We start from the raw sequence: 24963 nt of genomic DNA on the forward strand, positions 1-24963 counted from the left end.
GTGCCCCCAGCTTTTAAAGTGCTGACTATTAACAAGAAAGTATTTATAAAAAGAAATATATTTATGATTAAAAAATTATCATTAATCTCTTTATTTACTTTGCTTCCTGCATCTTATTACTTTGCGCAGACCACCGTGTTTGCCTATCTTAAAGATGCCGAAGGCAAGCCCGTTGAAAGGGCAGAAGTAGATCTTAAGGGAAGTGAGAATGATGTAACGGCAGACAAAATCGGATACTTCCAGTTTGTGGATCTGATGCCGGGACATTATCAGATTGTAATTACGAAGTCCAATTACGAAACTAAAGTAATGGAGTTCGATGTTGCTGAGGAAAAGAGAAAAGATCTGGGAACAATTACCCTGTATTCAGCTCTTACCAACGCTGACCAGGGATTGACGATCATCGATTCTGATAATGATGATGATACCAGCACCAGCCAGGTTTCAACGGTGGGGCTCCTGCAGTCATCTCAGGATGTATTCAGCAGAATTGCTGCCTTTGATCTTGGATTTTACTGGTTCCGCCCGAGAGGGATAGACGGCAGATCGGGAGAAACCATGCTGAATGGGGTTTCTATGGTGAAGTCTGATAATGGTAACGTTGATTTTGGCAACTGGGGAGGTCTGAATGAAATTACCCGCTATCCGGAAATTTCACAGAACCATGTTCCATCCGAATACGCTTTCGGAGGAAACAGCTCCGTGATCTATAAAAATACAAAAGCCAGCGAGTACAGGAAAGGTTTCCAGTTTACCCAGTCTCTCACCAACCGAAATTACAGAAACAGGACTTCGCTCCGCTATAGCTCCGGGATGAATAAAAGCGGATGGGCATTTACAGCAATGGGTGCAAGAAGATGGGCTGAAGAAGGTATCCAGGAAGGAACATTTTATGATGCTTACGGTGCTTACCTGGGAATAGAAAAGAAATTCAGCGATAAGCATACCATGACCCTGAATTTTATCGGAGCCCCTTACAGGAGATCCACTGCGAGCCCAAGCACTCAGGAAGTGTATGACTACAGAGGAGTACATTACAATTCCTATTGGGGATATCAGGACGGAAAGCAGCGCAGCGAAAGAGTAAGAAAAGGCTTCCAGCCACTCTTCCAGTTGCAGGATTTCTGGAAGATCAATAAAAATTCAAGTCTTTGGACATCAGTATCCTATCAGTTCGGGAAGGATAAAGGTTCCCGTCTTGACTGGCAGAACGTGCCGAACCCTTCACCTACCTATTACAGGAACCTGCCGAGCTATTACGATTCTTTAGATCCTAATGCCTCTGTAGATACACCGGCCGGATCCGCAACCACTGTACAGCAGGCTTATCAGGCTTCTATGGCAGCCTGGACATCGGGTGATCCGAGTGTTACCCAGATCAACTGGGATAATCTGTACAGAAGGAATATGCAGCAACCAGCAGGGAATTATTACGGACAGACCGGGAGGAGAGCCCTGTATTATCTTGTTAATGACGTAAGTGATGACAAGATCTGGAATGCAGCTACGCATTTTGTGCATAACTTCAATGACAATATCAGATTCCTTCTGAACGTATCTTATCAGAATTACCGTTCTGAGCAGTACAGAGAAGTAAAAGATCTTTTAGGGGCAGATTTTGTATTGAACAGAGATCCGTTTGCGGCCACGAATCAGCCTGGAAAATCGGGATTGTTTAATGAAGGAGAAGAGAATGTAACGAAAAGAGTAGGGGATAAAATGACCTACGATTATATTTTCAGAAGGCAGGAAGTAAAAGTGAACCCGGGGCTGAAATTCAGCACAGGAAAATTTGATGCCTTTGTTTCTGCTATGGCAGGATATTCAAGCTCAAACAGGGAAGGATTATTCAAGCATTATCTGTATCCGGATTCAAAGGGAGAAGGTACAGATTACAACTTCTGGAATTATGGCATTAAAGGACAGCTGATCTATAAACTTAACGGAAGAAACTTCTTCGTATATAACGGAGCATACTATTCCCAGGCTCCTTATCTTGAGGATCTTTTTATTAATCCAAGGGTAAATGGTTCCGTAGCACCAAATATCAGGAATATGGTAGTGAATGCCAATGACCTGAGCTATGTGATCTCGACGCCTTTCCTCAAATTAAGGCTGACAGGATATCTCGTAGACACGGAAAACGAGACGTCCGTACAAAGATTCTTCGCCGACGGAATCCAGCTGAGCAACTCAGATGACCAGGGAAACCAGACTATTGTACAGAGTGCATTCGTAACCCAGGTTATGACAGACGTGAAGAAAAGAAATATGGGAGCCGAACTGGGTGTTGATGTTAAGATTCTTCCTACATTGTCCCTTCAGGGACTTGCAAGTATCGGACAGTATACCTATCAGAATGATCCGGTAACGTATTTTGCTTCCGATGCCACCGGAGTTTTCTCTAATGGGCTTTCCTATATTAATTTAGGAAAAGCATACATTAAAAACTACCGTCAGGGAGGTACGCCACAGCAGGCATATTCATTAGGGTTCCGGTATAATAACCCTAAATACTGGTGGGTAGGGGCCAACTGGAATTATTTTGATGATAATTATCTGGACCCTTCCGCGCTGATCAGAACAGAAGGATTTATACAGAATAATAATTCTTCCACGCCGTATTATAACCTGACAGAATCTGAACTAAGGAGAGTTCTGGAACCGCATAGACTGCCTTCTTCTTTCTTCCTGAATGTAAATGCAGGGAAATCATGGGTTATCGGTAAGTATTATGTGCTGATTTCAGCTACGGTAAACAATATCCTGGACAATACAAAATACATTACAGGCGGTTTTGAGCAGACCAGAAATGCCAAATTCCCTGATTTCGTACAGGATAACGACAGAGAATTTACCCTGTTCGGTCCTAAGTACTGGTATACCCAGGGAAGATCTTATTTTGTGAATTTGCAGTTCAGATTTTAATAATTATCACTTTTAAAAATTATCATATGAATATAAAGAAATACTTAAGTTTTGTAACGGGACTTGCCTTCGCAGCAGTGTCCATTACTTCTTGTGTGCAGAAAGATGAGTGGGAAACACCGCCATTCAACTGTAATAATAAATTCCCTGCTTCAACAATGACTATGGCTGCGTTTAAGGCACAGGCGCCTTCATCAGGGTATATCCTGATCAATACAGATCAGATCATTGACGGATATGTAGTGTCTTCAGATGAGAACGGAAACTTCTATAAAACCATTTCCTTCCAGGACAAGCCTGAAAACCCTACAGTAGGGTTGCAGATTGAGGTGGACAAGTCCAGTAATTATGCAGATTTCCCTGTAGGAGCACACATCAGGATCAATGCGAATGGACTGAGGCTGGGAACAGACAGAGGTGTAGTTAAAATAGGCGCTGTAGATCCTACATATGCTATCGGAAGAATTCCTGCCGCACTGGTAAGCCGTTATATTGCCGGGGTCTGCAACGGTAACGGACTTGACGTAGCCACTATAAAACCTATTGAACTGGCTAACCTTAAACTTGCACAGGATGAAAAATACCTGAATATGCTGGTAAAAGTACCGAATGTGCAGTTTTCTGCTGGTGAACTGGGTAAAAAATACATAGATTACCAGGCCGGTGCGGGAGTAGATACTGACAGGAATATCGTAGACCAGTCCGGGAATGCGACTGTCATCAGAAATTCAGGGTTCTCAACGTTTGGGGCTACTCAGCTTCCTGATGGGAAAGGAGATCTTACTTTTGTTGTAAGCCGTTATAACAGCAACTGGCAGATGCTGATCAGAGGAACCAATGATGTTCAGTTCACCGGGAAGAGGTTCTTCTTTGACGGTTTTGACGGAAACCTAACAGACAACTGGATTCCGGTAAGTGTTACAGGTGCCCAGATCTGGAATATCCAGCAGTTCGGAAATCCTAAGCCATGTGCAGTCATGAATGGCTATGCAGGATCAAACAATGCCAATGAAGACTGGCTGATCTCCAAACCGATTTCATTACAGGGGTTCATATCCGCATCTTTATCATTTGAAACCGATGTACGTTATGCAGGGAATCCTCTTGAAATATACGTAACGGAAAACTATACCGGTAACCCCGCTACAACAACCTGGGTTCAACTGTCAGGCGTTCTGGATACCAATTCCGGAGCATTCAATACCTGGACAAGCTCAGGAAATATCAGTCTTAATGCTTTTGTGAACAAAAACATTCAGGTTGCCTTCAAATATACTTCTACAACAACAGCAGCTGCCACCTGGGAACTTGATAACGTAAAAGTAGCAGGAAGTTAATTCCGATCTTTTATGATGACATACAGGAGAACCGCTATCAGGCGGTTCTTTTTTTTGAATTTAATTATTTAAGCTGAAGAAACAGGAAGTGCATCCTGTAAAGGGGGATTGGATATTAAAGACCTGATGAAGTAAACTACAGGCTGAAACCAACAAAAAACCACTGCAATGGAATTGCAGTGGCCCTTTATAATTCAAAATTAAACTTTTTAAAAAGATACTTCATTCACTTCTTTACCACGCTGAAAATTCATTACTTTCTGGCCTCCTTTATAAGAAATAATAACAATGTTACTTTGCTTTGGAAAAGCGCTTAGCAGTATCGTGTTTTTAATCTTTATGGTATTGATATCAGAAACGCCTCCGGCTTCAAAATATACCCATACCGTTTCTCCGCTTACCTGACTTCCCGTGAAAGTAATGGTCTTTGGAGCACCATTAACAAAGACATCAAAATTGTTGTTGACATATTTTTTGACTTCCGCTTCAAATCCCGCTGTGTTGGGATTAATTTTTATGGCGTCTGAAATATGGCTGGTATTCATTTTTGTGGTGAATTTCAACGTCCTGCTGCCTTCTACATAATCCACTTTAGTCATTGATGAGAAGAAGTCTACACCGACGAAACTCATCAATATAAAAAGTGTTAAAACCCCCGAAATACAAAAAAAATTTTTCATTCTGATTAATAGATTTACAATCATGCTTGCTGGTTATAATTCACAAATAATGTGCCAATTAAAAGTTAACATTTACCGAGTATTTATCGTAAAATGCCTTCACATGGGCTACTGCTTCTTCCGCAGAATCTACCACTCTGTACAGGTCCAGATCACCTTCTGAAATCATACCTTCGTCCAGCAGAGTGGTCTTGAACCAATCCAGAATTCCGTTCCAGAATTGCGAGCCTACAAGTACAATAGGAAACTTTCCGATCTTGTTGGTCTGGATCAGGGTCAAAGCTTCCGTAAATTCATCCAGAGTACCGAACCCTCCCGGCATAACGATAAATCCCTGCGAATATTTTACGAACATTACTTTCCGTACGAAGAAGTAATCAAAGTTCATCGAATAAGATTTGTTGATGTATGGATTGAAGTGCTGTTCAAAAGGAAGATCAATATTTAGTCCGATGGATTTTCCCTGAGCATTGAAAGCGCCTTTGTTCCCGGCCTCCATGATTCCCGGCCCGCCGCCGGTAATGATTCCGAAGCCGATTTTGGTAATCTTCTCGGCAATTTCCACAGCCATATCATAATATTTGCTGCCCGGCCGAAGCCTTGCGGATCCGAAGATAGAGACACACGGTCCTATTTTAGCCAGCTTCTCATATCCGTCTACAAACTCGGCCATTACCTTAAAAACCATCCAGCTGTCTTTAGCAATGGTTTCATCCCAGGTCTTTTGCCTGAAGCTGTTATGTAATTTTGTTTCGTTAATATCCAGTTCAGGATTAATCAGACTTTCGTCTCTTCCATCAGTATTCATTGCGGTCTGTTATTTAAAATATTTTTCGGCCGCCGCTATAGATTCCGGTTTTCCTACATCTACCAGGATGCTGTCATGAAGAAACCCATGAATATGCTCGGTATGCATCAGATCCAGATATTCTTCCATGATCGAGAATTTACCTGTTCTTTTTATCTTGGTGAAAATAACCGGATTGATACAGTGGACACCACTGAAAGCAAGCGGCCTGAAACCCTTGTTGAATTCAGCAAGCCTCTGTTCTCCGGTCTGCACATTGAGCCAGCCTCTTAAAACCAGTTCTTCATTAAAAAGCAGCTTTCTCGAACTTTCACGGTCCGAAACTGCTAAAGTAGCAAAATCTTTTATTTTTTTATGGTAATCAACGAATAAATTGATATTGAGATCGGTAAGGATGTCGGCATTCATGATCAGGAAGTCTTCTCCATGGTCAAACAGCCGTCTGGCAAACACCAGTCCTCCGCCGGTTTCCAATAATTCTTCCGATTCATCCGAAATCTCTATCCTGCATCCGAAATCATCATTTCTTTTAAGGAATTCAACAATCTGATTCCCGAAATGATGAATATTGATGACAAAATCACTGATCCCGAAACCTTTCAGGTAGCGTATGTTCCTCTCCAGCAGTGGAATGCCGTTTACTTTGGCCAGTGCTTTCGGATGGTGATCTGTAAAAGGCTTAAGGCGGGTTCCTTTTCCGGCTGCGAAAATAAGTGCTTTCATAATCTATCAGTGATGATTGATAAGTGAGGATTGATAGTATAAGACGTTAAATGATCATTTATAAATTATCAATTATCATTTATGAATTAAGCTGGTGCTGCTCATCATGATGCAGGCTTATTTCCGTTCCTTCAGGATATTTTTCCCTTACAAACTCAGCGATTTTCAGAGCGCAGTAAACTGACCTGTGCTGCCCTCCTGTACATCCGAAATTGATCTGCAGGTTTTCAAATCCCCTTTCCAGATAATTATCGATGTTGATGGAGATAATACTTTTGATCAGTTCAAGGAATTTCGGCATATCGGTCCGGGTCTCCAGGAATTCCTGTACGCCGGGATCGTTTCCGGTAAGGCTTTTATATTCTTCAATTCTTCCCGGATTTAGGATCCCGCGGCAATCAAAGGTGAAACCGCCTCCGTTTCCGGTATCATCTTTTGGGATGCCGCCTTTTTTATAGGAAAAACTGTGGATGTCTATATGTAGCATAAATATGATTTTTAAATGAGTGGATTATTCCTTATTCCTAGGCAAGGTATTTAGGATTGTGTTGATTTTTGACCGTGTTTCGTCTGTTGTAAGCTGTTGTATAACACGGCTGAGTTCCGGAAAGTCTTTCATGCCTGTCCAGGTGCTTGCCAAGTCCGAGATATTGCTAACCCCTTTTTCCAGGCTTGAAATAAAATGTGGCTTTCTCTGGATCAGTCCCCTGAATCCGTAAGCTCCCAAAACCTGAAGGAATCGCATCATTTTAAGAGGTTCTACCGAGTTTTTTAGTTGAATTCGTATATCCTCATTGTCAGATTGTTCAATGTAGAAATCCAGCATTTCAGCTTTGAATACTTCCGGGAAGTTGGCTTTGGCCTGAAAGAGAAAAGAGATCACATCATACATCAGGGGACCTTTCATGGCAGACTGGTAATCGATGAACGAAACTTCATTGCGGTCGTTGACCATAATGTTCCTCGACTGAAAATCACGGATCATCAGCCCCTGCGGCTGCAGGGCTTCGATAAGCACTGCTATGGCTTTAAATTCTTTGAGCAAGGTAGATTTGTGGTATTCCAGTTCTAGGACATCAGCAATGAAATTCTTAAAGTAATACAGATCATGGATAACAGGAAGCTCATCATAGCTTTCATACTCGAAAGTCCTGGTGAAATCAATCTTTTCCAGGGTAAGGTTCTGCAGCCTGAACAGCTTTTTGAGTGACTGTTTTACCAGTGCTTTTACTTCAGAAGATAATCCCTGTGCTGCAATGACCTCAGAAAGAGTTCTACTGCCAAGGAATTCCTGTATGTACGTCGTTCGGTCTTCAGAAACGGCAATGATTTTAGGGGTATTGAGACCCAGGGATGAAAAAACCTCTGAATAATACAGGAAACTTTCATTCTCCTGAAGGTTTGTATTAGAGGTAATGATGTAGGACGTTCCATCAGCTTTTGCCAGGAAATTAATCCTCGCCGAACCGCTTTGAGCCAGGGTGACGAACTCAGAAGATTTTTTACCAAGATAATTTTCAAAAAATCGTTTTGCGTTTTCGGAAGTCATAATACGGAGCAAATATACTAATTTGCAGACGAATTTCTATCTTTGCAATATGTTAAAGGATTTCAGGCCTGTTTTAGGTATCTTATTGCGTTTCATTATCATGTATGTGGTGCTGCTCTTTGCCTACCAGATGTATCTGAACTCTTTTGCAGGATCCGGCCTTGATCCCCTTTCAAGAAGGGTAGCCGGCCAGGTCATGCATATTCAGAATGCCCTGCATTACCCAACCCAGCTGTATGATGACGTGAAAAGGGAGCAGGTTTGGTTTTATGTACAGAAACAATATACTTCCCGGATGGTGGAAGGATGCAATGCCGTTTCGGTCATGATCCTTTTTGTTGCTTTTGTATTTGCTTTTTTCAAAGGAGCGAAAACATTTGTTTTTGTGGTTGCAGGACTTATCATATTATATATCATGAACCTGCTTAGGATTGTCGGGCTCAACATCGTTGTTATCGACTATAAGGAATACAGCAAGGCAACCCACGACTTTATCTTTCCTGCTGTTATTTACGGAACCGTAGTAACCCTCTGGCTGGTCTGGATTAAATTTTTTGCGCTGAAAAATGAAAATTCTTAATGGGTTACTGGTAGGACTGGGAATCCTCGGGCTAATCGGCGTGAGGATCATGGAAGACCGTATATTTTACGATCCTTTCCTTACGTATTTTCATGAGGCCAGCAAAGAAGTTGCTTTCCCTGCTTTTGACTGGGGGAAACTCATCATCAGCCATCTGTTCAGATTTATCCTCAATCTCTTTTTTTCCTGCATGATCATCTATTTCTGGTTCAGGAATAAACAGTGGACATTGCAGGGCGGTATTCTCATGACCATTGTTTTTGGCATTACTTTCCCAATTTACCTATATTGCATTGATGACCGCTTTGAAACCGGTTATCTTTTCTCTTTTTACATGCGCAGGTTTGTGATCCAGCCTCTAATTCTTCTGCTGCTTATTCCGATGTTTTATTACCGGAAAAGTTTAGCGGAAAAAGATCTCTGAAAGAAATCCTTAACTGCGTGCAAAAACATTTGTCAGTAGAGACATATATGTTGATCAATATCGGAAATACCTGCCAGTTTACAGATTTATTTTTTATGAGTCCGAAGTATGTTTCTCCACGCGCGTCACATTTTCCGGTGTCCACTGTACCCTTTTGACGAAATTCCGTTCTCTTACCGGGCAGTCCATAATCTGGCATACCGGACAGGAGATGCTTTTGCAGTCGTCCATATGAAAGTTGAATTCTACGCTCCGCCGGGTATTTTTTGCGAGCAGCATAATGACGTTTTCCATTTCTTTGTGTGCATCCCGGAGGCTGTAATACCAGGGAAGGGTAATGTGTGCATCAATATGGAGGGAAGATCCGAACTGCTGGATTTTCATATTGTGAATATCGATCCATTCCGTTCTCCGGTTCTCTTCAAGGATGCTGACAATCTGGTTGAGGAGATCGGGATCCTGCTCATCCATGATGCCGCTTAAAGACCGACGTACAATCTTATACCCCACAAAGATAATGTACAGCCCGAAAATTAAAGCCACCACCGAATCCAGCCAGTAGATTTTGGTAAAGTAGACCACCACGAGGCTGATGACTACGCCGAGCGTTGTTATGGTGTCGGACTGGAGGTGTTTTCCGGAAGATATAAGAACAAGTGAGTTTGCTTTCTGTCCTTTTTTAATGGAAATGTACCCTAAAATATAATTGACTATTGCCGTTGCTGCAATAATTAAAATACCCCAGTCCAGTTTATTCAGTGTTTTGCCTGTTAAAAGGCTGTTGATGCCTTCATAGATGATCATAATACCTGCAATGGCTATCAGGGCACCTTCGATTCCTGAAGTCACAAATTCCACTTTTCCGTGGCCGTACGGATGATCCTCGTCTTTTGGTTTGGCGGCAAGGTGCAGGGAGTAGAGCCCCATAAATGCACTGATTACATTAACGATGCTTTCCATAGCATCGGAGAAGACGGCGTCTGAGTTGGTCAGCTTCCATGCAAAGAGCTTTCCGATGAAGAGTATAACGCCAAAGACTGCAATAAGCCTCTGGAACCCTATTTTTTCTGTGCTGTTTTCCTGATTCCGGTTCATAAGTTCGGATAAAAAAAGAATCCCGTTTTGAGATTCTTTTTTATTTGTTAGTTTATACTAAGTTATGTTCGATAAGATATTCTGCAATCTGCACTGCGTTGGTAGCGGCTCCTTTCCTGAGGTTGTCTGCTACGATCCAGAGATTCAGGGTCTTGGGCTGCGAAAGGTCCCGCCTGATTCTTCCTACGAATACTTCGTCTTTGCCTTCCGAGTATAGCGGCATCGGATAGTGGTTGTTTTTCACATCATCCATAACGATGACGCCCGGTGTTTCGGAAAGGATCTTTCTTACTTCATCCAGGTCAAACTCATTTTCAAATTCGATATTAACGCTTTCAGAATGTCCTCCCTGTACAGGCACCCTCACGGCAGTGGCAGTAAGGTTAAAGGTGTCATCACCCAGGATTTTCTTAGGCTCCTTCATCAGCTTTATTTCTTCTTTCGTATAATCATCATCACCGAAAACATCACAGTGAGGCAATGCATTTTTGAAGATCTGATACGGGTAAACTTTGGCAACTGAGTCATCTCCGCTGATTTCTGAGTTCAGCTGGTCTACTGCCGCTTTTCCGGTACCGGTTACCGACTGATAAGTGGATACGATTACCCTTTTCAGGTCATACTTTTTATTAAGCGGCCCCAAAACCATCACAAGCTGGATGGTAGAACAGTTCGGGTTGGCAATAATTTTATCTTCTTTGGTTAAAACATCAGCGTTGATTTCCGGCACCACCAGTTTTTTATCCGGATCCATTCTCCATGCAGAAGAATTATCGATCACGGTAATGCCTGCTTCCGCAAACTGCGGGGCAAATTCCAACGAAGTGGATCCGCCTGCCGAAAAAATGGCAAGATCTGGTTTTGCGGCAATAGCGTCCTTTATGCTTACAATCGTGAATTCTTCCTGTTTATACTTCACCTTCTTACCTACAGATTTTTCCGATGCTACCGGAATTAATTCTGTGACAGGGAAGTTTCTCTCCTCCAAAACTTTAAGCATAACCTGGCCAACCATTCCTGTTGAGCCTACTACTGCTACTTTCATTGATGTAATAAATATTTGAATATTAAACTGTAAAGAGCTATACCTTATAACTCATAATTTATATCTATGCCCCAAAGACTCTGGCCCAAGGGAATGCAAAGGTAAACAATCCTACTGCAATAAGCCCCATGATCACAATGGCAAGAGAAATGGTATCATTGGATTTTACTTTCTTATTGATGATGGTCATCAGCACGGCGCCAATCAGCATAGAGAAAGGATGCTCTACATACTGGAACCTGAGGTAGGAATCTTTCATCACAGATCCCATGTCCATTCCCTTGCTGAAATTAATGATCAGCATGGTAAGCCCTATCAGGAACTGAATGTGGAAAAAGATCATGGTAAACAGGGTGGTTTTTTTCAGGAAACCGTTCACTTTACCGCTGAAACCGAACATGGTAGTTAAAAGTGCAATAACAAATAACGCTACCAGAAGCAGTTCCAGGTATCCAAAACCTTTGTGCGCATTCAATAAAATGTTGTAAAAATCCATAGTCAATTTTTTTGTACACAAATATAACAAAAATCCCGGCTTGTTGCCGGGATTTGATCAGTATAAAATCTAATGTTTTTCTTAGAAGTTGAATGATAATGTAGCAGCCCATGTTCTTCCGAATCCGAAATATACACGGTTTGAAGTATCAATACCATTGTAAAAGTTAGCAGGGTTGTTGATGTAAGCGTCATACTTTTGTTGCGCTGTTGTTGTTACCCCTCCTGTGGTAGTGGTTGTAAAGTCGCCCACCGTTTTAACAAAGTTATTGGTTGCTCCGTCCTGGATATATGTTTTATCAAACAAGTTGTATACGTTTGCTCCGATAGTAAAGAACTTGGAGTTATCCTTTAATCTTATCTTATAGGATATACCGATATCCGTTAAGTTATAATCAGGTAATTTTAATACGCCTCTTTCCTGGTTGGCAGGATTTGAGAAGGTAGCAATATCAATAGATGAATACAGTTTTCCAACATAACGCCATCCTGCATAAATGCTTAAATCTTTTACCGGTTTAACAGTTGCTCCCAAAGCAGCCGTCATTTGCGGGATACTGTTATTGTTTGTTCCTCCCACTTTTACTTTATCAAGATAAAGGGTTGTTGTATTGGAATCACCAGCAACGGTTAAAGGATTATTATTTCCGTCAAATGTTGTTCCTGTGGCATTTCCTTCATAGTGGTAATCACCCCAAGAGAACATTCCGTTAAATTCTAAATAGTTGTTAAGTCTGTATACTGCATCAACCTCAACTCCCTGGTGGATTTCAGTAATCCCGTTCATTTCTGCATAAGCGTCAGTTACATTTGGTACTGTAATCGTTCTTCTTAATGCTCTGTCTTTCCATTGCGTTCTGTAAAGGTTCACATTTGCATTGAATTTCGCAGATCTGAATCCATATCCTACCTCAGCAGAGAAAATTTTCTCATTGGTCAGCTGTGGGTTAACCACTTGTTGATTGCTAGGATATACCGTATTCATAAACGGCTGCTTGCTGTAGTAACCAATGTTGGCGAAAACATTATTGTTTTCATTGATGTTATAGTTTGCACCCCCTTTGATGTTGTATCCGAAGATATTTTTAAATCCGGTTTTTCTGTTTACTGTTTGGTTTCTCTGTACAGTAACACCATCCTGAACAAACTCATCAATCCTCTGATATCCCTGGTTTGAAACTGAACCCTGGATGAAAGCAGATAAGTTGTCTTTAGAATATTCAACCTGTCCGAATCCACTGTACCAAAGTACTTCACCATCATTACTAAATCCTATTCTCTCATTTAATGGAACCTGGCTTCCACCAAAAGGATTCCAGTTCAATTTCTTGTAGTCAGAAGTAGCCGTAACTACATTAGGTGCTATGTTTTTATTATTGCTGTCTTTATATCCAGCTGCTCCGTATAGATCTGAGATAACCTGATAATGGTACCCATAATAATATCTGTCATCTGTACCTACCGAGAAGTTCCAGTTATCATTTATTTTATGCTGGAAATTAGCTAAAATACCATACCAGTTGTGAGAATTGATGCTGGCTCTGCGGATAAGTGTACTTCCTGCATTAGCAGTATTTACATTCACAGCAGCATTTTCAGCGAATAATTTATCGTAATTGTATAACCCCTGTGCATCTCTGAAGTATGGTGCCCCGTTTACTGTTGCGGTAAGGTTTCTTCCGTTTACCCTACCAAGATCACCTGTTCCACCACCTCTACCGTTAGACATGTATGCTACAGTACTTAACTTTGATTTTTCATTAAATGTCCAATCCCAGTTCAGCATCATAACAGGTTTGTTATAATAGTTGGATCTGTTGGATAATGCAACCCTTTTGCCTTCAGCATTAGTATAATACCCCCAGTCACTATTATAGGTCCTGTCCGGTGTCCCATCATTATCCGGATTATATTTAATATAATCAGAGATCGTAGGTGCAAAAGACCTTTGATCGTGCCACTGCGGAGCTCCGGTAATAGTAAACTGTAAGTTATGCTTTTTGTTCACTTCCCATCCTAAAGCAAAGAAGTAAGTATACGCCTCATAATCTGTATTTTGAATATAAGTGGCTCCTGATTGTCTACCCATTAAGAATGAAGAAGACCATCCCTTATCAGATTTTCCGGTATTATAAGCAAATGAAGTTTTTAAATAATCATTGTTACCAACTCCTAATCTTACAATACCGCCTTTTTTCATGTCGGCTGATTTTGTAATGAAGTTCATCGTACCTCCTACAGATGCAATGGCCAGTTTGGAAGAACCAAGTCCTCTCTGTACCTGTATGAAGCTAGTTACGTCAGAAAGACCAGTCCAGTTTGAAAAATAAACAGTACCCCCCTCCATATCATTAACAGGCATACCGTTTACCATTACTGCAATGTTTCTGGATTCAAACCCACGCATTACAATCTGAGAGTCTCCGAAACCACCACCACCTTTTGTAGCATATACCGAAGGTGTTGTATTGAGTAATTCAACAAGCTCCTGGTTTCCTTGTCTTTCAAGAATCTGTGCAGCCTTAATAGTAGATACTGCTACAGGTGTCTTTCTATCTTTAGCGATATCTGTCACACCTCTTAGGATTACCTCTTCAATGTCTTTGGACTTAGAAACTGTGTCCTGAACTTGCTGAGCATAATAGACACTAGCTGTAGATAGCGTAATTATCGCAGTTAGAATCGATTTGTTGATTAATTTCATAATCGTTAGTAATAGTTAGATTTAATTTTCTGCAAAATTGAGGAAATAAATTTTAACTAATATTAACTTTATGTTAATTTTTACTCATTCTTATTAGCTTTTATAAAATTGATTTTCAATGCATTGCATAGTTATTGATATTTTACATGAAAAAAATCATATTATTGAATTTTTAACAAATCAATACCATTTTTATTAAAAGTTCAACGTTATTTCACGGCTTTAAGGCTTAAATCGATATTTTCTGCGGAATGGGTAAGGGCGCCGGCAGAGATATAGGTCACACCTGTAGAGGCAATTTCTTTTAACATATCCCGGGTAATTCCTCCTGAAGCTTCGCTTTCACAAACTCCGTTAATCAGCTTTACCGCTTCTTTCATGGTTTTCACATCCATATTGTCCAGCATAATTCTGTCTACCTTTGCCTTAATGGCTTCCTGTACTTCCTCAAGGTTTCTGGTCTCAACTTCTATTTTAAGTTTCTTTTTATTCTTTTTGTTGTATTCCTTTGCCATTTTTACAGCATTCGTAATGCTGCCGTTGTAATCGATATGATTGTCCTTGAGCATTATCATATCATACAATCCGTAACGGTGATTGGTTCCTCCACCTATGGCTACAGCCCATTTCTCACATATCCTGAAATTAGGAGTGGTTTTCCGGGTATCAAGAAGTTTGGTTTTGGTTCCTACCAGGCGGGAATCCCATTCATGTGTAAGGGTAGCGATACCGCTCATGCGCTGCATGCAGTTGAGGACAAGCCTCTCTGTAGAAAGAATGGACTGTGCGCTTCCGGACACTATGAATGCAAGGTCACCTGCTTTGGCTGCTTCGCCGTCCCTGATGAAAACTTCTACCGTTAAGTTTTTGTCAAAAGTTTTAAATATGATTTCAGCCAGCTCCACGCCTGCAAGAATACAGTCCTGTTTTACCAGTAGCTTTGCGCTTTGCTCAAGGCCTTTCGGTATGGTGGAAAGAGTAGAGTGGTCGCCATCCTGAATATCTTCTTCCAAAGCGTTCTTGATAAACTGTTTTAATGCTTTATCTGTAACATATGCCGGTTTTTTCATAGTAATGGGATTATGCTAGGTCTTTATTATAAAATGCCCCTTTATTTTCTTTCATTTCCATAGACTGGGTAATGATAAGCCGGGCAACGGTAGTTAAATTTCTGAGTTCGGATAGTTGTGGGGAAAGGATGGAGTAATGATAGATCTCATCTACGGCTGCAGCAATCTCCTGATGCTTTTGCAGGGCCATATTCAGGCGGCGGTTGCTTCTCACGATACCTACCAGGTCGCTCATCATTTCCTGTAACTGTTTCCTTAGGTAGGATACAATGACCATTTCGTCCATAATTTTCATGCCTTCTTCATTCCATTCCGGAACGGCTTTCAGGTCATCGAAGTTAAAATCATTCTGATGCAGGAGCTCTACGGTTTTTATGGCGGCATTATGACCGAAGACCAGGCCTTCAAGCAGTGAGTTAGAGGCAAGCCTGTTGGCACCGTGAAGTCCGGAATTGGTGCATTCACCTACAGCAAAAAGATTGTGGATGGAAGACTGTCCGTCTCTGTCTACTTCAATTCCGCCCATAAGGTAATGGCATGCCGGAACCACAGGGATCAGCTGTGAAAAAGGATCTATACCTTCATCTTTGCATTTTTTATAGATGTTGGGGAAGTGCTCCAGAAACTTTTCCTGATTCATCTCACGGCAGTCCAGGCCTACATACTCGTCACCGGTTATTTTCATTTCCGCATCAATGGCACGGGCAACGATATCCCGGGAAGCCAATTCTTCACGCTCATCATATTTATGCATGAATTTTTCACCTTTCTTGGTCCTCAGTTTGGCTCCGTCTCCACGCACGGCTTCTGAGATCAGGAACAGCATTCCGTCAATCTTACTGTAAAGGGCTGTAGGATGGAACTGGTAATACTGCATATTGGATACCTTCCCTTGTGCACGTGCCACAAAAGCAATGCCGTCGCCGGTAGCAATGGTAGGGTTGGTAGTATTTTTATATACATGCCCGGCTCCCCCGGTAGCTACCAGGGTAATTTTTGAGGTGATCTTCTTGATGATTTTCTGTTTCTCATCCAGGATATAGGCACCGTAGCAATGGATATCTCCTTCTACCAGCTCTTTTCCGGGAACATGGTGCTGCGTAATGATATCGATGACGTAATGATGGTCCAGGATTTCAATATTCGGGCTGTTGTTGGCTGTCTGTAAAAGGGCTCTTTCAATTTCAAACCCGGTAATATCTTTATGATGGACAATTCTGTTTTCTGTATGGCCTCCTTCTCTTCCCAAAGCGAATTTACCGTTTTTCATATCGAAGTTGGCGCCCCATTCCACAATTTCATTGAACCTTGCCGGCGCTTCTTTTACTACCATTTCCACGATATCGCGCTTGCTTCCTCCGTCGCCCGCCCGCATGGTATCTTCTATATGTTTATCGAAATTGTCTTTCTTGAAATCGGTCACCACCGCCAGGCCGCCCTGTGCGTATTTGGTATTGCTTTCGTCTTTGTCAGACTTGGTAACCATGATGATCTTGGCATCAGGAAACTGTTCAGAAACTTTAATGGCATAGGAGAGACCCGAAATGCCGGAGCCGATCACTAATACATCCGCTTTTATCATTATGCTTGCTTTAGGTACAATCGTCACAAATAACTAAATAAATGTAAACAATTTTTCGTTTGGTTTTCTTACTTTTTTCATATGCTGGAAATGATCTTCTTCCGAGCGGTAGCCCAGGGCCAGGGTAACGGTGGCCTTTTCCGTTGCGGAATCAATATTCAGGATTTCCTCCAGGACATCCTGGCGAAAACCTTCCATGGGGCAGGAGTCCACATTTTCAAGAGCGGCAGCATACATCAGGTTAGCCAGTACAATGTAGGCCTGTTTCTCTGCCCAGTTGAAGATCTGATCATCTGTCTGCCGGTCTATATGCTGGTGAATGCTCTTTCTGAAAGGATCCAGCGTTTCCTCCGGAATATCCCGTACTTCAGAAATATGATTGAAATACCCCCTGATATACTTTTCATCGATGCTTTTCTTTGAAATAATGACAATGAGGTGTGAACAGGTGGAAATCTGGGACGGGTTGTAGAACGAAGGGATCAATTTCTGCTTCATCTCCTCACTCTGTACTACAATAATTTTGTAAGGCTGAAGCCCAAGGGAACTGGCAGCCAGTTTTCCGGATTCCAGTATGGAATGCAGGGTCTCCTGGGGAATGATTTCCTTGTTAAATATCTTTACAGAATATCTTTTGCTTAAAGCTTCCAAATAGTTCATACAACAAATTTAAGCATTGGATATTAATAAACCTGTTAAAAAGTGATATATCATATATCAAAAGGCACAAAAAAAGAGCCACTTTATTCAAGTGGCTCCTTCTGATGAATAGTTGTTATTTACTCCCTGTTTTTTACCAGGATCCATCCTGAATATTTAACAGAGGTGTTTTTCTTGTCATTTTCATTCCAGGTCACCGAATACCAGTAACTTCCGGTAGGAACTTTCCTTCCGCCTATGGTTCCGTCCCATCTGTAGCGGTTGGACTTGTCTCCCTGGTGGATTTTAGCGCCGTAACGATCAAAGATACTGAATACCAGATTCTTTTTCCCGGCGAGTGCGGAATAATCAATGGCATCATTCACGCCATCTCCGTTAGGTGTGATTACATTGATGATATTCGGTACTGTAATGTCTATTTCCATCGGAGTACAATTATAGCTGTCTCTAACATAGATTTTGCTTACTCCTCTCGATACGTTTTTAAAGATATTGGAATCCTGCCAGTGTATATTATCCATGGAATACTGATATGGAGAGGTCCCGCCTTTAACATATACCGTTACCGTTGTGCCGGAAATATCAACTGAAGTAATCACCGGTTGTTCCGAAGGATATACTTTTACGTTTTGAGTGACTACGCAGTCTCCGGTCTTCAGTTTTACCCAGTATGTGCCTATGCCCACATTGGTTATAGAACGGGTAGTGGCGCCGGTGCTCCACTGATAGCTTGCAAATCCGGGTCCTGCATCCAAAGTGGTTGTTGCTTCAGGGCAAATCGTCTGATCTGTCAGAACAGAAGAGTACACAGAAGGAATTACCACCAGGGTCACTTTTGCAATACCATAGCATCCGCTGCTGTTGCTTACCTTTACGTAGATCACTCCGTTAGGAGCAATGTAGGCAGTGGGCGTAGAAATCTCGTTCGTCCCGTTCACCGCATCTGTCAGAGACGGATAATATTTTTTGGTGCCTGTTCCAACTGTGGCTGCTGTAAGATTGAATGAAGCAGTAGAAGGGTTGGTTTCTATAGGGCAGGATCTCAAAGTGGCATCAGTCACTGTAACGACCGGAGCAATGTTCAGCGTGATTTTGGCATTGGAAACACATCCCTGAGGCGTGGTAACTTTAACATACACGGTAGCGGCAGGAGAGAAGAATGCAGCAGGATTGGTGATTTCAGGGCCGCCATTGTTGAGGTCATACAAGGTATTGTAAAACTTTTTGGTAACTCCCTGAACCGTAGTTACCGCAGCAGTGGTGAGGTCAAAGAGCCCGCCTCCCGCATTATTGTTGTTGCAGGCAGTAAGGCTTGCATCCTGTGCTGCAAATGGAGTAGGATTAAGTTGAATGACACCGTCTCCGTTGTCGCACAGTGTTGAGGTTGGGTCTTTGATGACTACCGTAATAGTGGTGTTTCCACTATACTGGAAATTGGAAGGATTCGCAATGGGTGTAGAGCTTCCTAAAACATAATACGTAATGGTATAGTTTGAAGGATTCGCTACAAATTGTGATGCGTAAGAGGTAAGGTTTACCGTTCCGGTACCACTTGCCGGGTTAACGCATACAAAAGGAGTTACCGTGTTGGTTAATATCGGGACTTTATCAATGTAGATTTTAGCATTCTTGATTGAATGCCTTGCACTGGCTGCACCGGTTGAGGCAGAAAACCCAAAATATCCCTGAGTCATGCCTATCGCTCCTCCTGAAGGGGCAAAGGACTGATTGACGATTTGTACCCCGTCAATTTTAATGCTGATAATCCAGTTTGCCGGATTGGTAAGATCGGTCTGCCCGTTTACTTCAACATGTTTAAAATTGGCTCCAACAAAAGGCTGTGAGCCGTTCAGGTCAGCGGAATGGAATGTACTTCCCGGCGTATTGTTGTATTCTATATTGTTATTGGTTGAATTATTCGTTCCGTAGAGCAAATGGACTTTGCTCATCTGGGCTTCGGTGGTATTGTTAAAGATGTCAAATCCAACCATGAGCCCGGTGGCATTGGCCGGAATTCCGAGTCCGCCTCCGCTGATGAATCCTGAAGGAGGATTATTCAGATACCAGAACGTGAATCCGTCACCTCTACCGTAAGCAGCCGTTCCGTTGCCGTCAATTCTGAAATCAAATTCAACCTTCCATTTATCGCAATATTTCAGGTTGATAGGATCATTCAGTTTAATGGCGCCTGACTGGCTTATGGCATCATCCGTAAGCCGTATGAAATCTGTTATGACGGTTCCGGATGGTATAAGTGTCCAGCCAGTGGTATTCACAGGATTTCCGGTGAGCTGGTAAGTCTGGGAAAACGAAAATTGCGGAATCCCGCAGAACAAGAGCAGTAAAAAATAGGTGAGTAGAACTTTTTTCATCTGATCATAATTGATTGTTTGTTAATAGAATTCGATATGACACGGTATTCTATACCTTAGTTTGTCATGGTTAAAAAAATAGAAGATCACTTCCAGGCAGAAGTGATCTTCAGATTATTTATTCTCTGTTTTTTACCAATACCCAGCCGGAATATTTTGTCTGTGTATTGTTTTTATCATTTTCATTCCATGATATGGTATACCAGTACGTTCCTGTAGGGATTTTTTTCCCGGAAGCTGTTCCGTCCCATTTGTAGTTTCTTATTTTGTCTGCCTTGTACATCTGATTGCCGTATCTGTCATAGATGGTGAATACCAGATTTTTTTTGTAAGCCAGTGCTGAATAATCGATGAAATCATTTTTGTTGTCTCCGTTAGGCGTAATCACATTAAGGAGATTAGGAACGGTCACCTGAATATGAACCGGTTCGCAATTATAGGCATCTTTTACATATACATTGACTTCCCCTCTTTTAAGGTCGGTAAATACATTAGAATCCTGCCAGTTGATTCCATCCAGTGAATATTTGTACGGTGGTAAGCCTCCGTTCACATTAATAGTAATGGTGTTATTACTGATATCGATGGAAGAGATTACTGGTTGTACAGCAGCATTAACTCTAACCATCTGAAGGGTGTAGCAGTTGCCTGTTTTTAGTTTTACCCAGTAAATTCCTACAGGAACTCCCTGAATAGACTGAGTAGTAGCACCGGTACTCCATTCATAGCCATCGAATCCCGGTCCGGCATCCAATGTGGTTCTGTCTGCAACACAGATCGTTTTATCCTTCAGAACAGATGACTGTACAGGTTGCAATACCTTAAGGGTGATTTTAGCAATCATATAACACCCATTGGAATCAATAACCTTCACATATACATCTGCATTACCTGAAATATAGGCGGCCGGATTTAAAATCTCATTGGTTCCGCCCACCGCGTTGGCAACTGTAGTATAATATTTCTTAGTAACCCCTGTGGCTGTAGTCACATTCGCTGAAGTCAGGTTGAATGCTCCTGTACTTGGTGCCGAATCTATAAAACATGACTGAAGCGTAGCATCATTGACGGTCGTATTCGTGTGGAAAGTTAGGTTAATCTTGGCATTGCCTGTACATCCCTGCGGTGTGGTTACCTTTACGTACACCGTTCCTGCTGCCGAAACGTAACTGGACGGATTGGTAATTTCATTGGTTCCTGCGTTGAGGTCATTCAGGGTTTTGTAATATTTTTTAATTACACCTGTCTGCCCCGTTACATTTGCGACGGTAAGGTCGAAGGTTGCCGTTCCTGCATTATTGTTGTTACAAGCCACCAAGGTGGCATCATTTGCGGTGAAAGGAGATAATGTCAGAAGTATTTTTCCGTCCGGGTTATCACAGAGGATCCCTGCATTGTCTTTTACCACAACGGTAATTGAGGTGTTCGCGTTGAACTGATAATTGGTAGGGGTTGCAATAGGCGTTGAGCTGCCTGTTACATAATAGGTAAATGTATAATTGCTAGGACTGGAAACAAACTGGCTGTTGAAAGAAGTAAGGTTAACCGCCGCAAATCCTGTAGTAGGGTTAGGGCAGAAAGACTGTGTAGTCGAGGCCTGCAAAATAGATACTTTATCCGTATAGATTTTTGCATTTTTAATGGAATGCCTTGCACTGGCAGCTCCGGTGGAAGCTGAAAAACCAAAATACCCCTGCGTCATGCCTCCTGCTGTTCCGGATGGAGCAAACGACTGTGAAACAATCGTGTTATTGTCAATCTTAATGGTAATGATCCAGTTGGTCACGTTCGCCGGATCTACTTCTCCTGTTACTTCTACGTGCTTGAAGTTGGCACCTACAAAAGGCTGGGTAGTGATAAGGTCTGGGGAATGGAAAGTACTTCCGGGAGTGTTGTTGTATTCTATGTTATTCCCTGAAGTGTTGTTGGTTCCGTACAGCAGGTGGACTTTGCTCATTTGTGCTTCCGTGCTGTTGTTGAATATATCAAACCCTATCATCAGGCCGGTGGCATTGGCTGGAATTCCCAGTCCGCCACCTGTAACGTAGGATGAAGGAGGATTCGCAAGATACCAGAATGCAAAACCGTCTCCTCTTCCATAGCTGGTAGTTCCGTTGCCGTCAATCCTGAAATCAAATTCCACCCTCCATTTATTACAGAATTTCAGGTTGATCGGGGCATTAAGTTTAATGCCTCCTACCTGAGAAATCTGATCTGCCGTAAGTTGTATGAAATCAGTATTTACCGTTGCTGAAGGAACTACATCCCATCCTGTAGTATTCACAGGGTTTCCCGTCAACTGATAAGTCTGGGAGAAAAATGTTCCCGAAAAGCAAAGTAAAACTATAGTAAAATAAGACAGTAGTTTTCTTTTCATTAATATAATACTTTTAATTAGACGTGTAAAGATATTAAATCCTAATCAAAAAATATATATTGTATAATGATTTTATTGAAAATGATGTATTTTTTTTAATAAATGATAAATTAAAACAGATATGTTTAATATTTTGGATAAAGGAATGATGTTGTTATAAAATAAACCCCATAAATTAAAAGAGCGAATTATTTTCCATATTTTCGAAGTATGCATCAATTTCCAAATCGCCGGAAGCTGCCGCTGCCACGGCAAGTTTATCACATAATTCATTTTCAAAAATGACCGGCATGCCCTTTTATCCAATGCAGTTGAGGTTTGTGTTTTTGATAGAGTTCTACAAATTTTTTCCAGAGATCCGGGTTTTTCACATTTTTCCAGCCCCTGCGCACCCAGCCTGAAATCCAGTTTTGGTTCACCGCATCTGCCACGTATTTGCTGTCGGTGTAAATATGGATATCGTTTTCCGGAGATTTTAGCTTTTCCAGTGCTGTAACCACAGCCAGGAGCTCCATCCTGTTGTTGGTAGTTTTCCGGAAGCCTTTAGAAAAAGTTTTCTGATAGTTTTTTTCGGGGACACGCATGAGGATTCCATATCCTCCTTTTCCGGGATTTCCGCTGCATGCGCCGTCTGTGTATATTTCAATTCTCAAAAACGCGTCTGTTGTTAATTACAAATACTTGGATACAGATCTATTTTCAATATTTTAGTACAAGGAGTACAGGTCTTTGAGCTTAAGTTCCGTATCGGTAATTCAGTTATCTCTGTTGTTCTGTTTGATCAGCTTTCCTGCCAGGCTGGCTTATTTAGAAAGGGAAATCGTCATCATCATCAAAATCGTTCATAGAAGATCCTGAAACCTGTGAGCTGTTGGGAAGATCAAATGCGGCACCGGGCTGAATGGTGGTCCTTATCTTATCAAAGCCGTTAGCATCACCTGAACCAAATCCGGACGGATATCCGCCACCGACTCCGCCGTCAAAAGCAGCCTCAATATCCCCAAACTTAGCGAAATGTTTAAGGAATGACAGCCTCACATCTGCAGTTGCACCATTCCTGTGCTTTGCAATGATAAGCTCTGCCTGATTTTCCGTTGAAGTTTCCTGTCCTTCTTCATCATTATCCCACACGGTAATTTTATAATATTCGGGACGGAAGATGAAGGATACGATATCTGCATCCTGTTCAATCGCTCCGGATTCCCTGAGGTCCGAGAGCTGAGGCCTTTTTCCGGGACGGGCTTCCACGCTTCGGGAAAGCTGTGAAAGTGCAATAACCGGTACGTTAAGTTCTTTGGCAATAGCTTTCAGGGAACGGGAAATCATCGAAATCTCCTGTTCACGGTTTCCTACCCCTTTACCGCCGCTACCGGCAGTCATCAGCTGAAGGTAATCCACCATGATTAGCCTAACGCCGTGCTGCATTACCAGTCTCCGGCATTTTGCCCGGAAGTCGAATATGGAAAGGGAAGGTGTTTCATCAATGTACAGCGGAGCATTTTCCAGTTCAGAAACATTTGAGAATAACCTCTGCCATTCATCATCATCCAGCGTCCCCTTTCTTAGCTTTTCAGATGAAATCCTTGTTTCGGAGGCAATCATCCGGGTAATAAGTTGTACGGAGGCCATCTCAAGAGAGAACAGGGCCATTGGAATTTTATGCCCTACCGCGATATTCCTTGCCATAGAAAGAAGGAAAGCTGTTTTTCCCATTGCCGGACGGGCCGCAATGATGATCAGGTCGGAATTTTGCCATCCTCCCGTTTCTTTATCCACATCGCGGAAACCGGAAGGCACACCGGAAAGTCCTTGCTTGTCTTTAAGCGATTTAATCGTTTCAATAGCCTGTTTTACAAGGGAATTTGCAGTGTCAAACCCTTTTTTAATCGTTCCGTTGGTGATTTCAAAAAAAGACTGTTCCGCTTTGTCAAGAAGCTCAAAAACGTCTGTTGATTCTTTATAGGCAGAATCGATGACATTGGCTGATACGTTGATCAGACTTCTGAGGATGTATTTTTCGAGAATAACACGTACGTGGTATTCGATATGGGCAGAGGAGCTTACTCCCATGGTAAGATCTATAATATAATGATCTCCTCCTGCAGCATAGAGTTTTTCTTCTTTCTTCAGATCCTGTATGATTGTCATCAGATCCACCGGATGGTTCCCCTCATATAATTTCAGGATGGTTGCAAAAATCACCTGATGCCTCGGATCGTAAAAAACTTCCGGGGTAAGCAGGTCAATGGAATGATCCAGCCCTTTTTTATCAATTAAAAAAGTTCCGATCACCAGCCGTTCAAAATCCACTGCATTAGGAGGCATTTTCCCATCAGCAATTGACAGCTCTCTGGCAAAATTGCCATGGGTGAGAGATGATAATGTTTCTTTCTGCGCCATGATGCAAAGATAGTTTTTTTGAAAAGTAAATTAAAAATAGTAATCCACAAATTAAGGGAATCAGCAGCAAATGCCCATCAAATCAGGCAATACATTGTGCAAAAAAAATCACCCTTTTACAGGGTGATTTTTTA

Annotated in this window: 19 protein-coding genes and 1 pseudogene; 4 read left to right on the forward strand and 16 right to left on the reverse strand. The window is 41.9% G+C overall.

The window, feature by feature from the left end; genetic code table 11:
• Positions 1–63: 63 nt before the first annotated feature.
• Together QE404_RS17725 and QE404_RS17730 are read left to right on the forward strand one after the other, a co-directional pair.
• Positions 64–2928: a carboxypeptidase-like regulatory domain-containing protein gene (locus tag QE404_RS17725; protein ID WP_307452763.1), complete on the forward strand. Its 2865-nt coding sequence runs from the start codon at positions 64–66 to the stop codon at positions 2926–2928.
• Between the two features lie 26 nt (positions 2929–2954).
• On the forward strand, positions 2955–4265 hold the full coding sequence (locus QE404_RS17730) for a DUF5689 domain-containing protein (protein ID WP_307452766.1): 1311 nt from the start codon (positions 2955–2957) through the stop codon (positions 4263–4265).
• Positions 4266–4474: 209 nt separating this feature from the next.
• Here QE404_RS17730 and QE404_RS17735 read toward each other — a convergent pair whose 3' ends face one another.
• The 5 genes from QE404_RS17735 to QE404_RS17755 all read right to left on the reverse strand — a co-directional run bounded on the left by QE404_RS17735 (position 4475) and on the right by QE404_RS17755 (position 8025).
• Positions 4475–4897: a DUF6702 family protein gene (locus tag QE404_RS17735; protein WP_373462463.1), complete on the reverse strand. Its 423-nt coding sequence runs from the start codon at positions 4895–4897 to the stop codon at positions 4475–4477.
• A gap of 106 nt (positions 4898–5003) precedes the next feature.
• Positions 5004–5753, reverse strand: a complete 750-nt coding sequence (locus QE404_RS17740; protein WP_307452770.1) for an LOG family protein — start codon at positions 5751–5753, stop codon at positions 5004–5006.
• A gap of 9 nt (positions 5754–5762) precedes the next feature.
• Entirely contained in the window at positions 5763–6476 is a 714-nt protein-coding gene (locus QE404_RS17745; protein WP_307452772.1) for a nucleotidyltransferase family protein, read from the reverse strand.
• A gap of 79 nt (positions 6477–6555) precedes the next feature.
• Positions 6556–6963: a RapZ C-terminal domain-containing protein gene (locus QE404_RS17750; RefSeq protein ID WP_307452773.1), complete on the reverse strand. Its 408-nt coding sequence runs from the start codon at positions 6961–6963 to the stop codon at positions 6556–6558.
• Positions 6964–6987: 24 nt separating this feature from the next.
• Positions 6988–8025 (reverse strand): aminoglycoside phosphotransferase family protein, encoded by a 1038-nt coding sequence (locus tag QE404_RS17755; protein WP_307452777.1) that lies wholly within the window; start codon positions 8023–8025, stop codon positions 6988–6990.
• A 49-nt stretch (positions 8026–8074) separates the two neighbouring features.
• Here QE404_RS17755 and xrtF point away from each other — a divergent pair, with 49 nt between their 5' ends.
• On the forward strand, positions 8075–8605 hold the full coding sequence (gene xrtF, locus QE404_RS17760; protein ID WP_307452779.1) for an exosortase family protein XrtF: 531 nt from the start codon (positions 8075–8077) through the stop codon (positions 8603–8605).
• Positions 8592–9029 (forward strand): exosortase F system-associated membrane protein, encoded by a 438-nt coding sequence (locus tag QE404_RS17765; RefSeq protein WP_307452781.1) that lies wholly within the window; start codon positions 8592–8594, stop codon positions 9027–9029. The genes xrtF and QE404_RS17765 overlap by 14 nt, the downstream gene beginning before the upstream one ends.
• A gap of 93 nt (positions 9030–9122) precedes the next feature.
• Here the strand turns inward: QE404_RS17765 and QE404_RS17770 are convergent, their stop codons facing one another.
• The 11 genes and pseudogenes from QE404_RS17770 to dnaB all read right to left on the reverse strand — a co-directional run bounded on the left by QE404_RS17770 (position 9123) and on the right by dnaB (position 24829).
• Positions 9123–10124 carry a cation diffusion facilitator family transporter gene (locus tag QE404_RS17770; RefSeq protein ID WP_307452783.1) on the reverse strand — a complete coding sequence of 334 codons (1002 nt, stop codon included), beginning with the start codon at positions 10122–10124 and terminating at the stop codon, positions 9123–9125.
• 52 nt (positions 10125–10176) lie between these two features.
• Positions 10177–11169 carry an aspartate-semialdehyde dehydrogenase gene (locus QE404_RS17775; RefSeq protein WP_307452785.1) on the reverse strand — a complete coding sequence of 331 codons (993 nt, stop codon included), beginning with the start codon at positions 11167–11169 and terminating at the stop codon, positions 10177–10179.
• Positions 11170–11233: 64 nt separating this feature from the next.
• Positions 11234–11665, reverse strand: a complete 432-nt coding sequence (locus tag QE404_RS17780) for a hypothetical protein (protein ID WP_307452787.1) — start codon at positions 11663–11665, stop codon at positions 11234–11236.
• A gap of 81 nt (positions 11666–11746) precedes the next feature.
• A complete protein-coding gene (locus tag QE404_RS17785) occupies positions 11747–14368 on the reverse strand; it encodes a TonB-dependent receptor (protein WP_307452789.1) in 2622 nt (873 codons plus the stop codon).
• Between the two features lie 209 nt (positions 14369–14577).
• Positions 14578–15438, reverse strand: a complete 861-nt coding sequence (gene nadC / locus QE404_RS17790) for a carboxylating nicotinate-nucleotide diphosphorylase (RefSeq protein ID WP_307452791.1) — start codon at positions 15436–15438, stop codon at positions 14578–14580.
• A 10-nt stretch (positions 15439–15448) separates the two neighbouring features.
• Positions 15449–17020, reverse strand: a complete 1572-nt coding sequence (gene nadB / locus QE404_RS17795) for an L-aspartate oxidase (protein ID WP_307452793.1) — start codon at positions 17018–17020, stop codon at positions 15449–15451.
• Positions 17021–17053: 33 nt separating this feature from the next.
• Entirely contained in the window at positions 17054–17680 is a 627-nt protein-coding gene (locus QE404_RS17800) for an NAD(P)H-dependent oxidoreductase (protein WP_307452795.1), read from the reverse strand.
• Between the two features lie 119 nt (positions 17681–17799).
• Entirely contained in the window at positions 17800–20052 is a 2253-nt protein-coding gene (locus QE404_RS17805) for a T9SS type B sorting domain-containing protein (protein WP_307452797.1), read from the reverse strand.
• A gap of 118 nt (positions 20053–20170) precedes the next feature.
• On the reverse strand, positions 20171–22429 hold the full coding sequence (locus tag QE404_RS17810; protein WP_307452799.1) for a T9SS type B sorting domain-containing protein: 2259 nt from the start codon (positions 22427–22429) through the stop codon (positions 20171–20173).
• A 175-nt stretch (positions 22430–22604) separates the two neighbouring features.
• A pseudogene (rnhA, locus tag QE404_RS17815) lies at positions 22605–23082 on the reverse strand (ribonuclease HI).
• Positions 23083–23236: 154 nt separating this feature from the next.
• Positions 23237–24829: a replicative DNA helicase gene (dnaB, locus tag QE404_RS17820; RefSeq protein WP_307452803.1), complete on the reverse strand. Its 1593-nt coding sequence runs from the start codon at positions 24827–24829 to the stop codon at positions 23237–23239.
• Positions 24830–24963 lie beyond the last annotated feature (134 nt).

Origin of the sequence: Chryseobacterium camelliae, assembly GCF_030818575.1 — a bacterium.
Classification (GTDB): Bacteria; Bacteroidota; Bacteroidia; order Flavobacteriales; family Weeksellaceae; genus Chryseobacterium; species Chryseobacterium camelliae_A.

Excerpts from the sequence above, each read along its gene's own strand:
- QE404_RS17725 (WP_307452763.1), top strand. The coding sequence starts at position 64 with ATGATTAAAAAATTATCATTAATCTCTTTATTTACTTTGCTTCCTGCA.
- QE404_RS17730 (WP_307452766.1), top strand. The coding sequence starts at position 2,955 with ATGAATATAAAGAAATACTTAAGTTTTGTAACGGGACTTGCCTTCGCA.
- QE404_RS17735 (WP_373462463.1), bottom strand. The coding sequence starts at position 4,897 with ATGAGTTTCGTCGGTGTAGACTTCTTCTCATCAATGACTAAAGTGGAT.
- QE404_RS17740 (WP_307452770.1), bottom strand. The coding sequence starts at position 5,753 with ATGAATACTGATGGAAGAGACGAAAGTCTGATTAATCCTGAACTGGAT.
- QE404_RS17745 (WP_307452772.1), bottom strand. The coding sequence starts at position 6,476 with ATGAAAGCACTTATTTTCGCAGCCGGAAAAGGAACCCGCCTTAAGCCT.
- QE404_RS17750 (WP_307452773.1), bottom strand. The coding sequence starts at position 6,963 with ATGCTACATATAGACATCCACAGTTTTTCCTATAAAAAAGGCGGCATC.
- QE404_RS17755 (WP_307452777.1), bottom strand. The coding sequence starts at position 8,025 with ATGACTTCCGAAAACGCAAAACGATTTTTTGAAAATTATCTTGGTAAA.
- xrtF (WP_307452779.1), top strand. The coding sequence starts at position 8,075 with ATGTTAAAGGATTTCAGGCCTGTTTTAGGTATCTTATTGCGTTTCATT.
- QE404_RS17765 (WP_307452781.1), top strand. The coding sequence starts at position 8,592 with ATGAAAATTCTTAATGGGTTACTGGTAGGACTGGGAATCCTCGGGCTA.
- QE404_RS17770 (WP_307452783.1), bottom strand. The coding sequence starts at position 10,124 with ATGAACCGGAATCAGGAAAACAGCACAGAAAAAATAGGGTTCCAGAGG.
- QE404_RS17775 (WP_307452785.1), bottom strand. The coding sequence starts at position 11,169 with ATGAAAGTAGCAGTAGTAGGCTCAACAGGAATGGTTGGCCAGGTTATG.
- QE404_RS17780 (WP_307452787.1), bottom strand. The coding sequence starts at position 11,665 with ATGGATTTTTACAACATTTTATTGAATGCGCACAAAGGTTTTGGATAC.
- QE404_RS17785 (WP_307452789.1), bottom strand. The coding sequence starts at position 14,368 with ATGAAATTAATCAACAAATCGATTCTAACTGCGATAATTACGCTATCT.
- nadC (WP_307452791.1), bottom strand. The coding sequence starts at position 15,438 with ATGAAAAAACCGGCATATGTTACAGATAAAGCATTAAAACAGTTTATC.
- nadB (WP_307452793.1), bottom strand. The coding sequence starts at position 17,020 with ATGATAAAAGCGGATGTATTAGTGATCGGCTCCGGCATTTCGGGTCTC.
- QE404_RS17800 (WP_307452795.1), bottom strand. The coding sequence starts at position 17,680 with ATGAACTATTTGGAAGCTTTAAGCAAAAGATATTCTGTAAAGATATTT.
- QE404_RS17805 (WP_307452797.1), bottom strand. The coding sequence starts at position 20,052 with ATGAAAAAAGTTCTACTCACCTATTTTTTACTGCTCTTGTTCTGCGGG.
- QE404_RS17810 (WP_307452799.1), bottom strand. The coding sequence starts at position 22,429 with ATGAAAAGAAAACTACTGTCTTATTTTACTATAGTTTTACTTTGCTTT.
- dnaB (WP_307452803.1), bottom strand. The coding sequence starts at position 24,829 with ATGGCGCAGAAAGAAACATTATCATCTCTCACCCATGGCAATTTTGCC.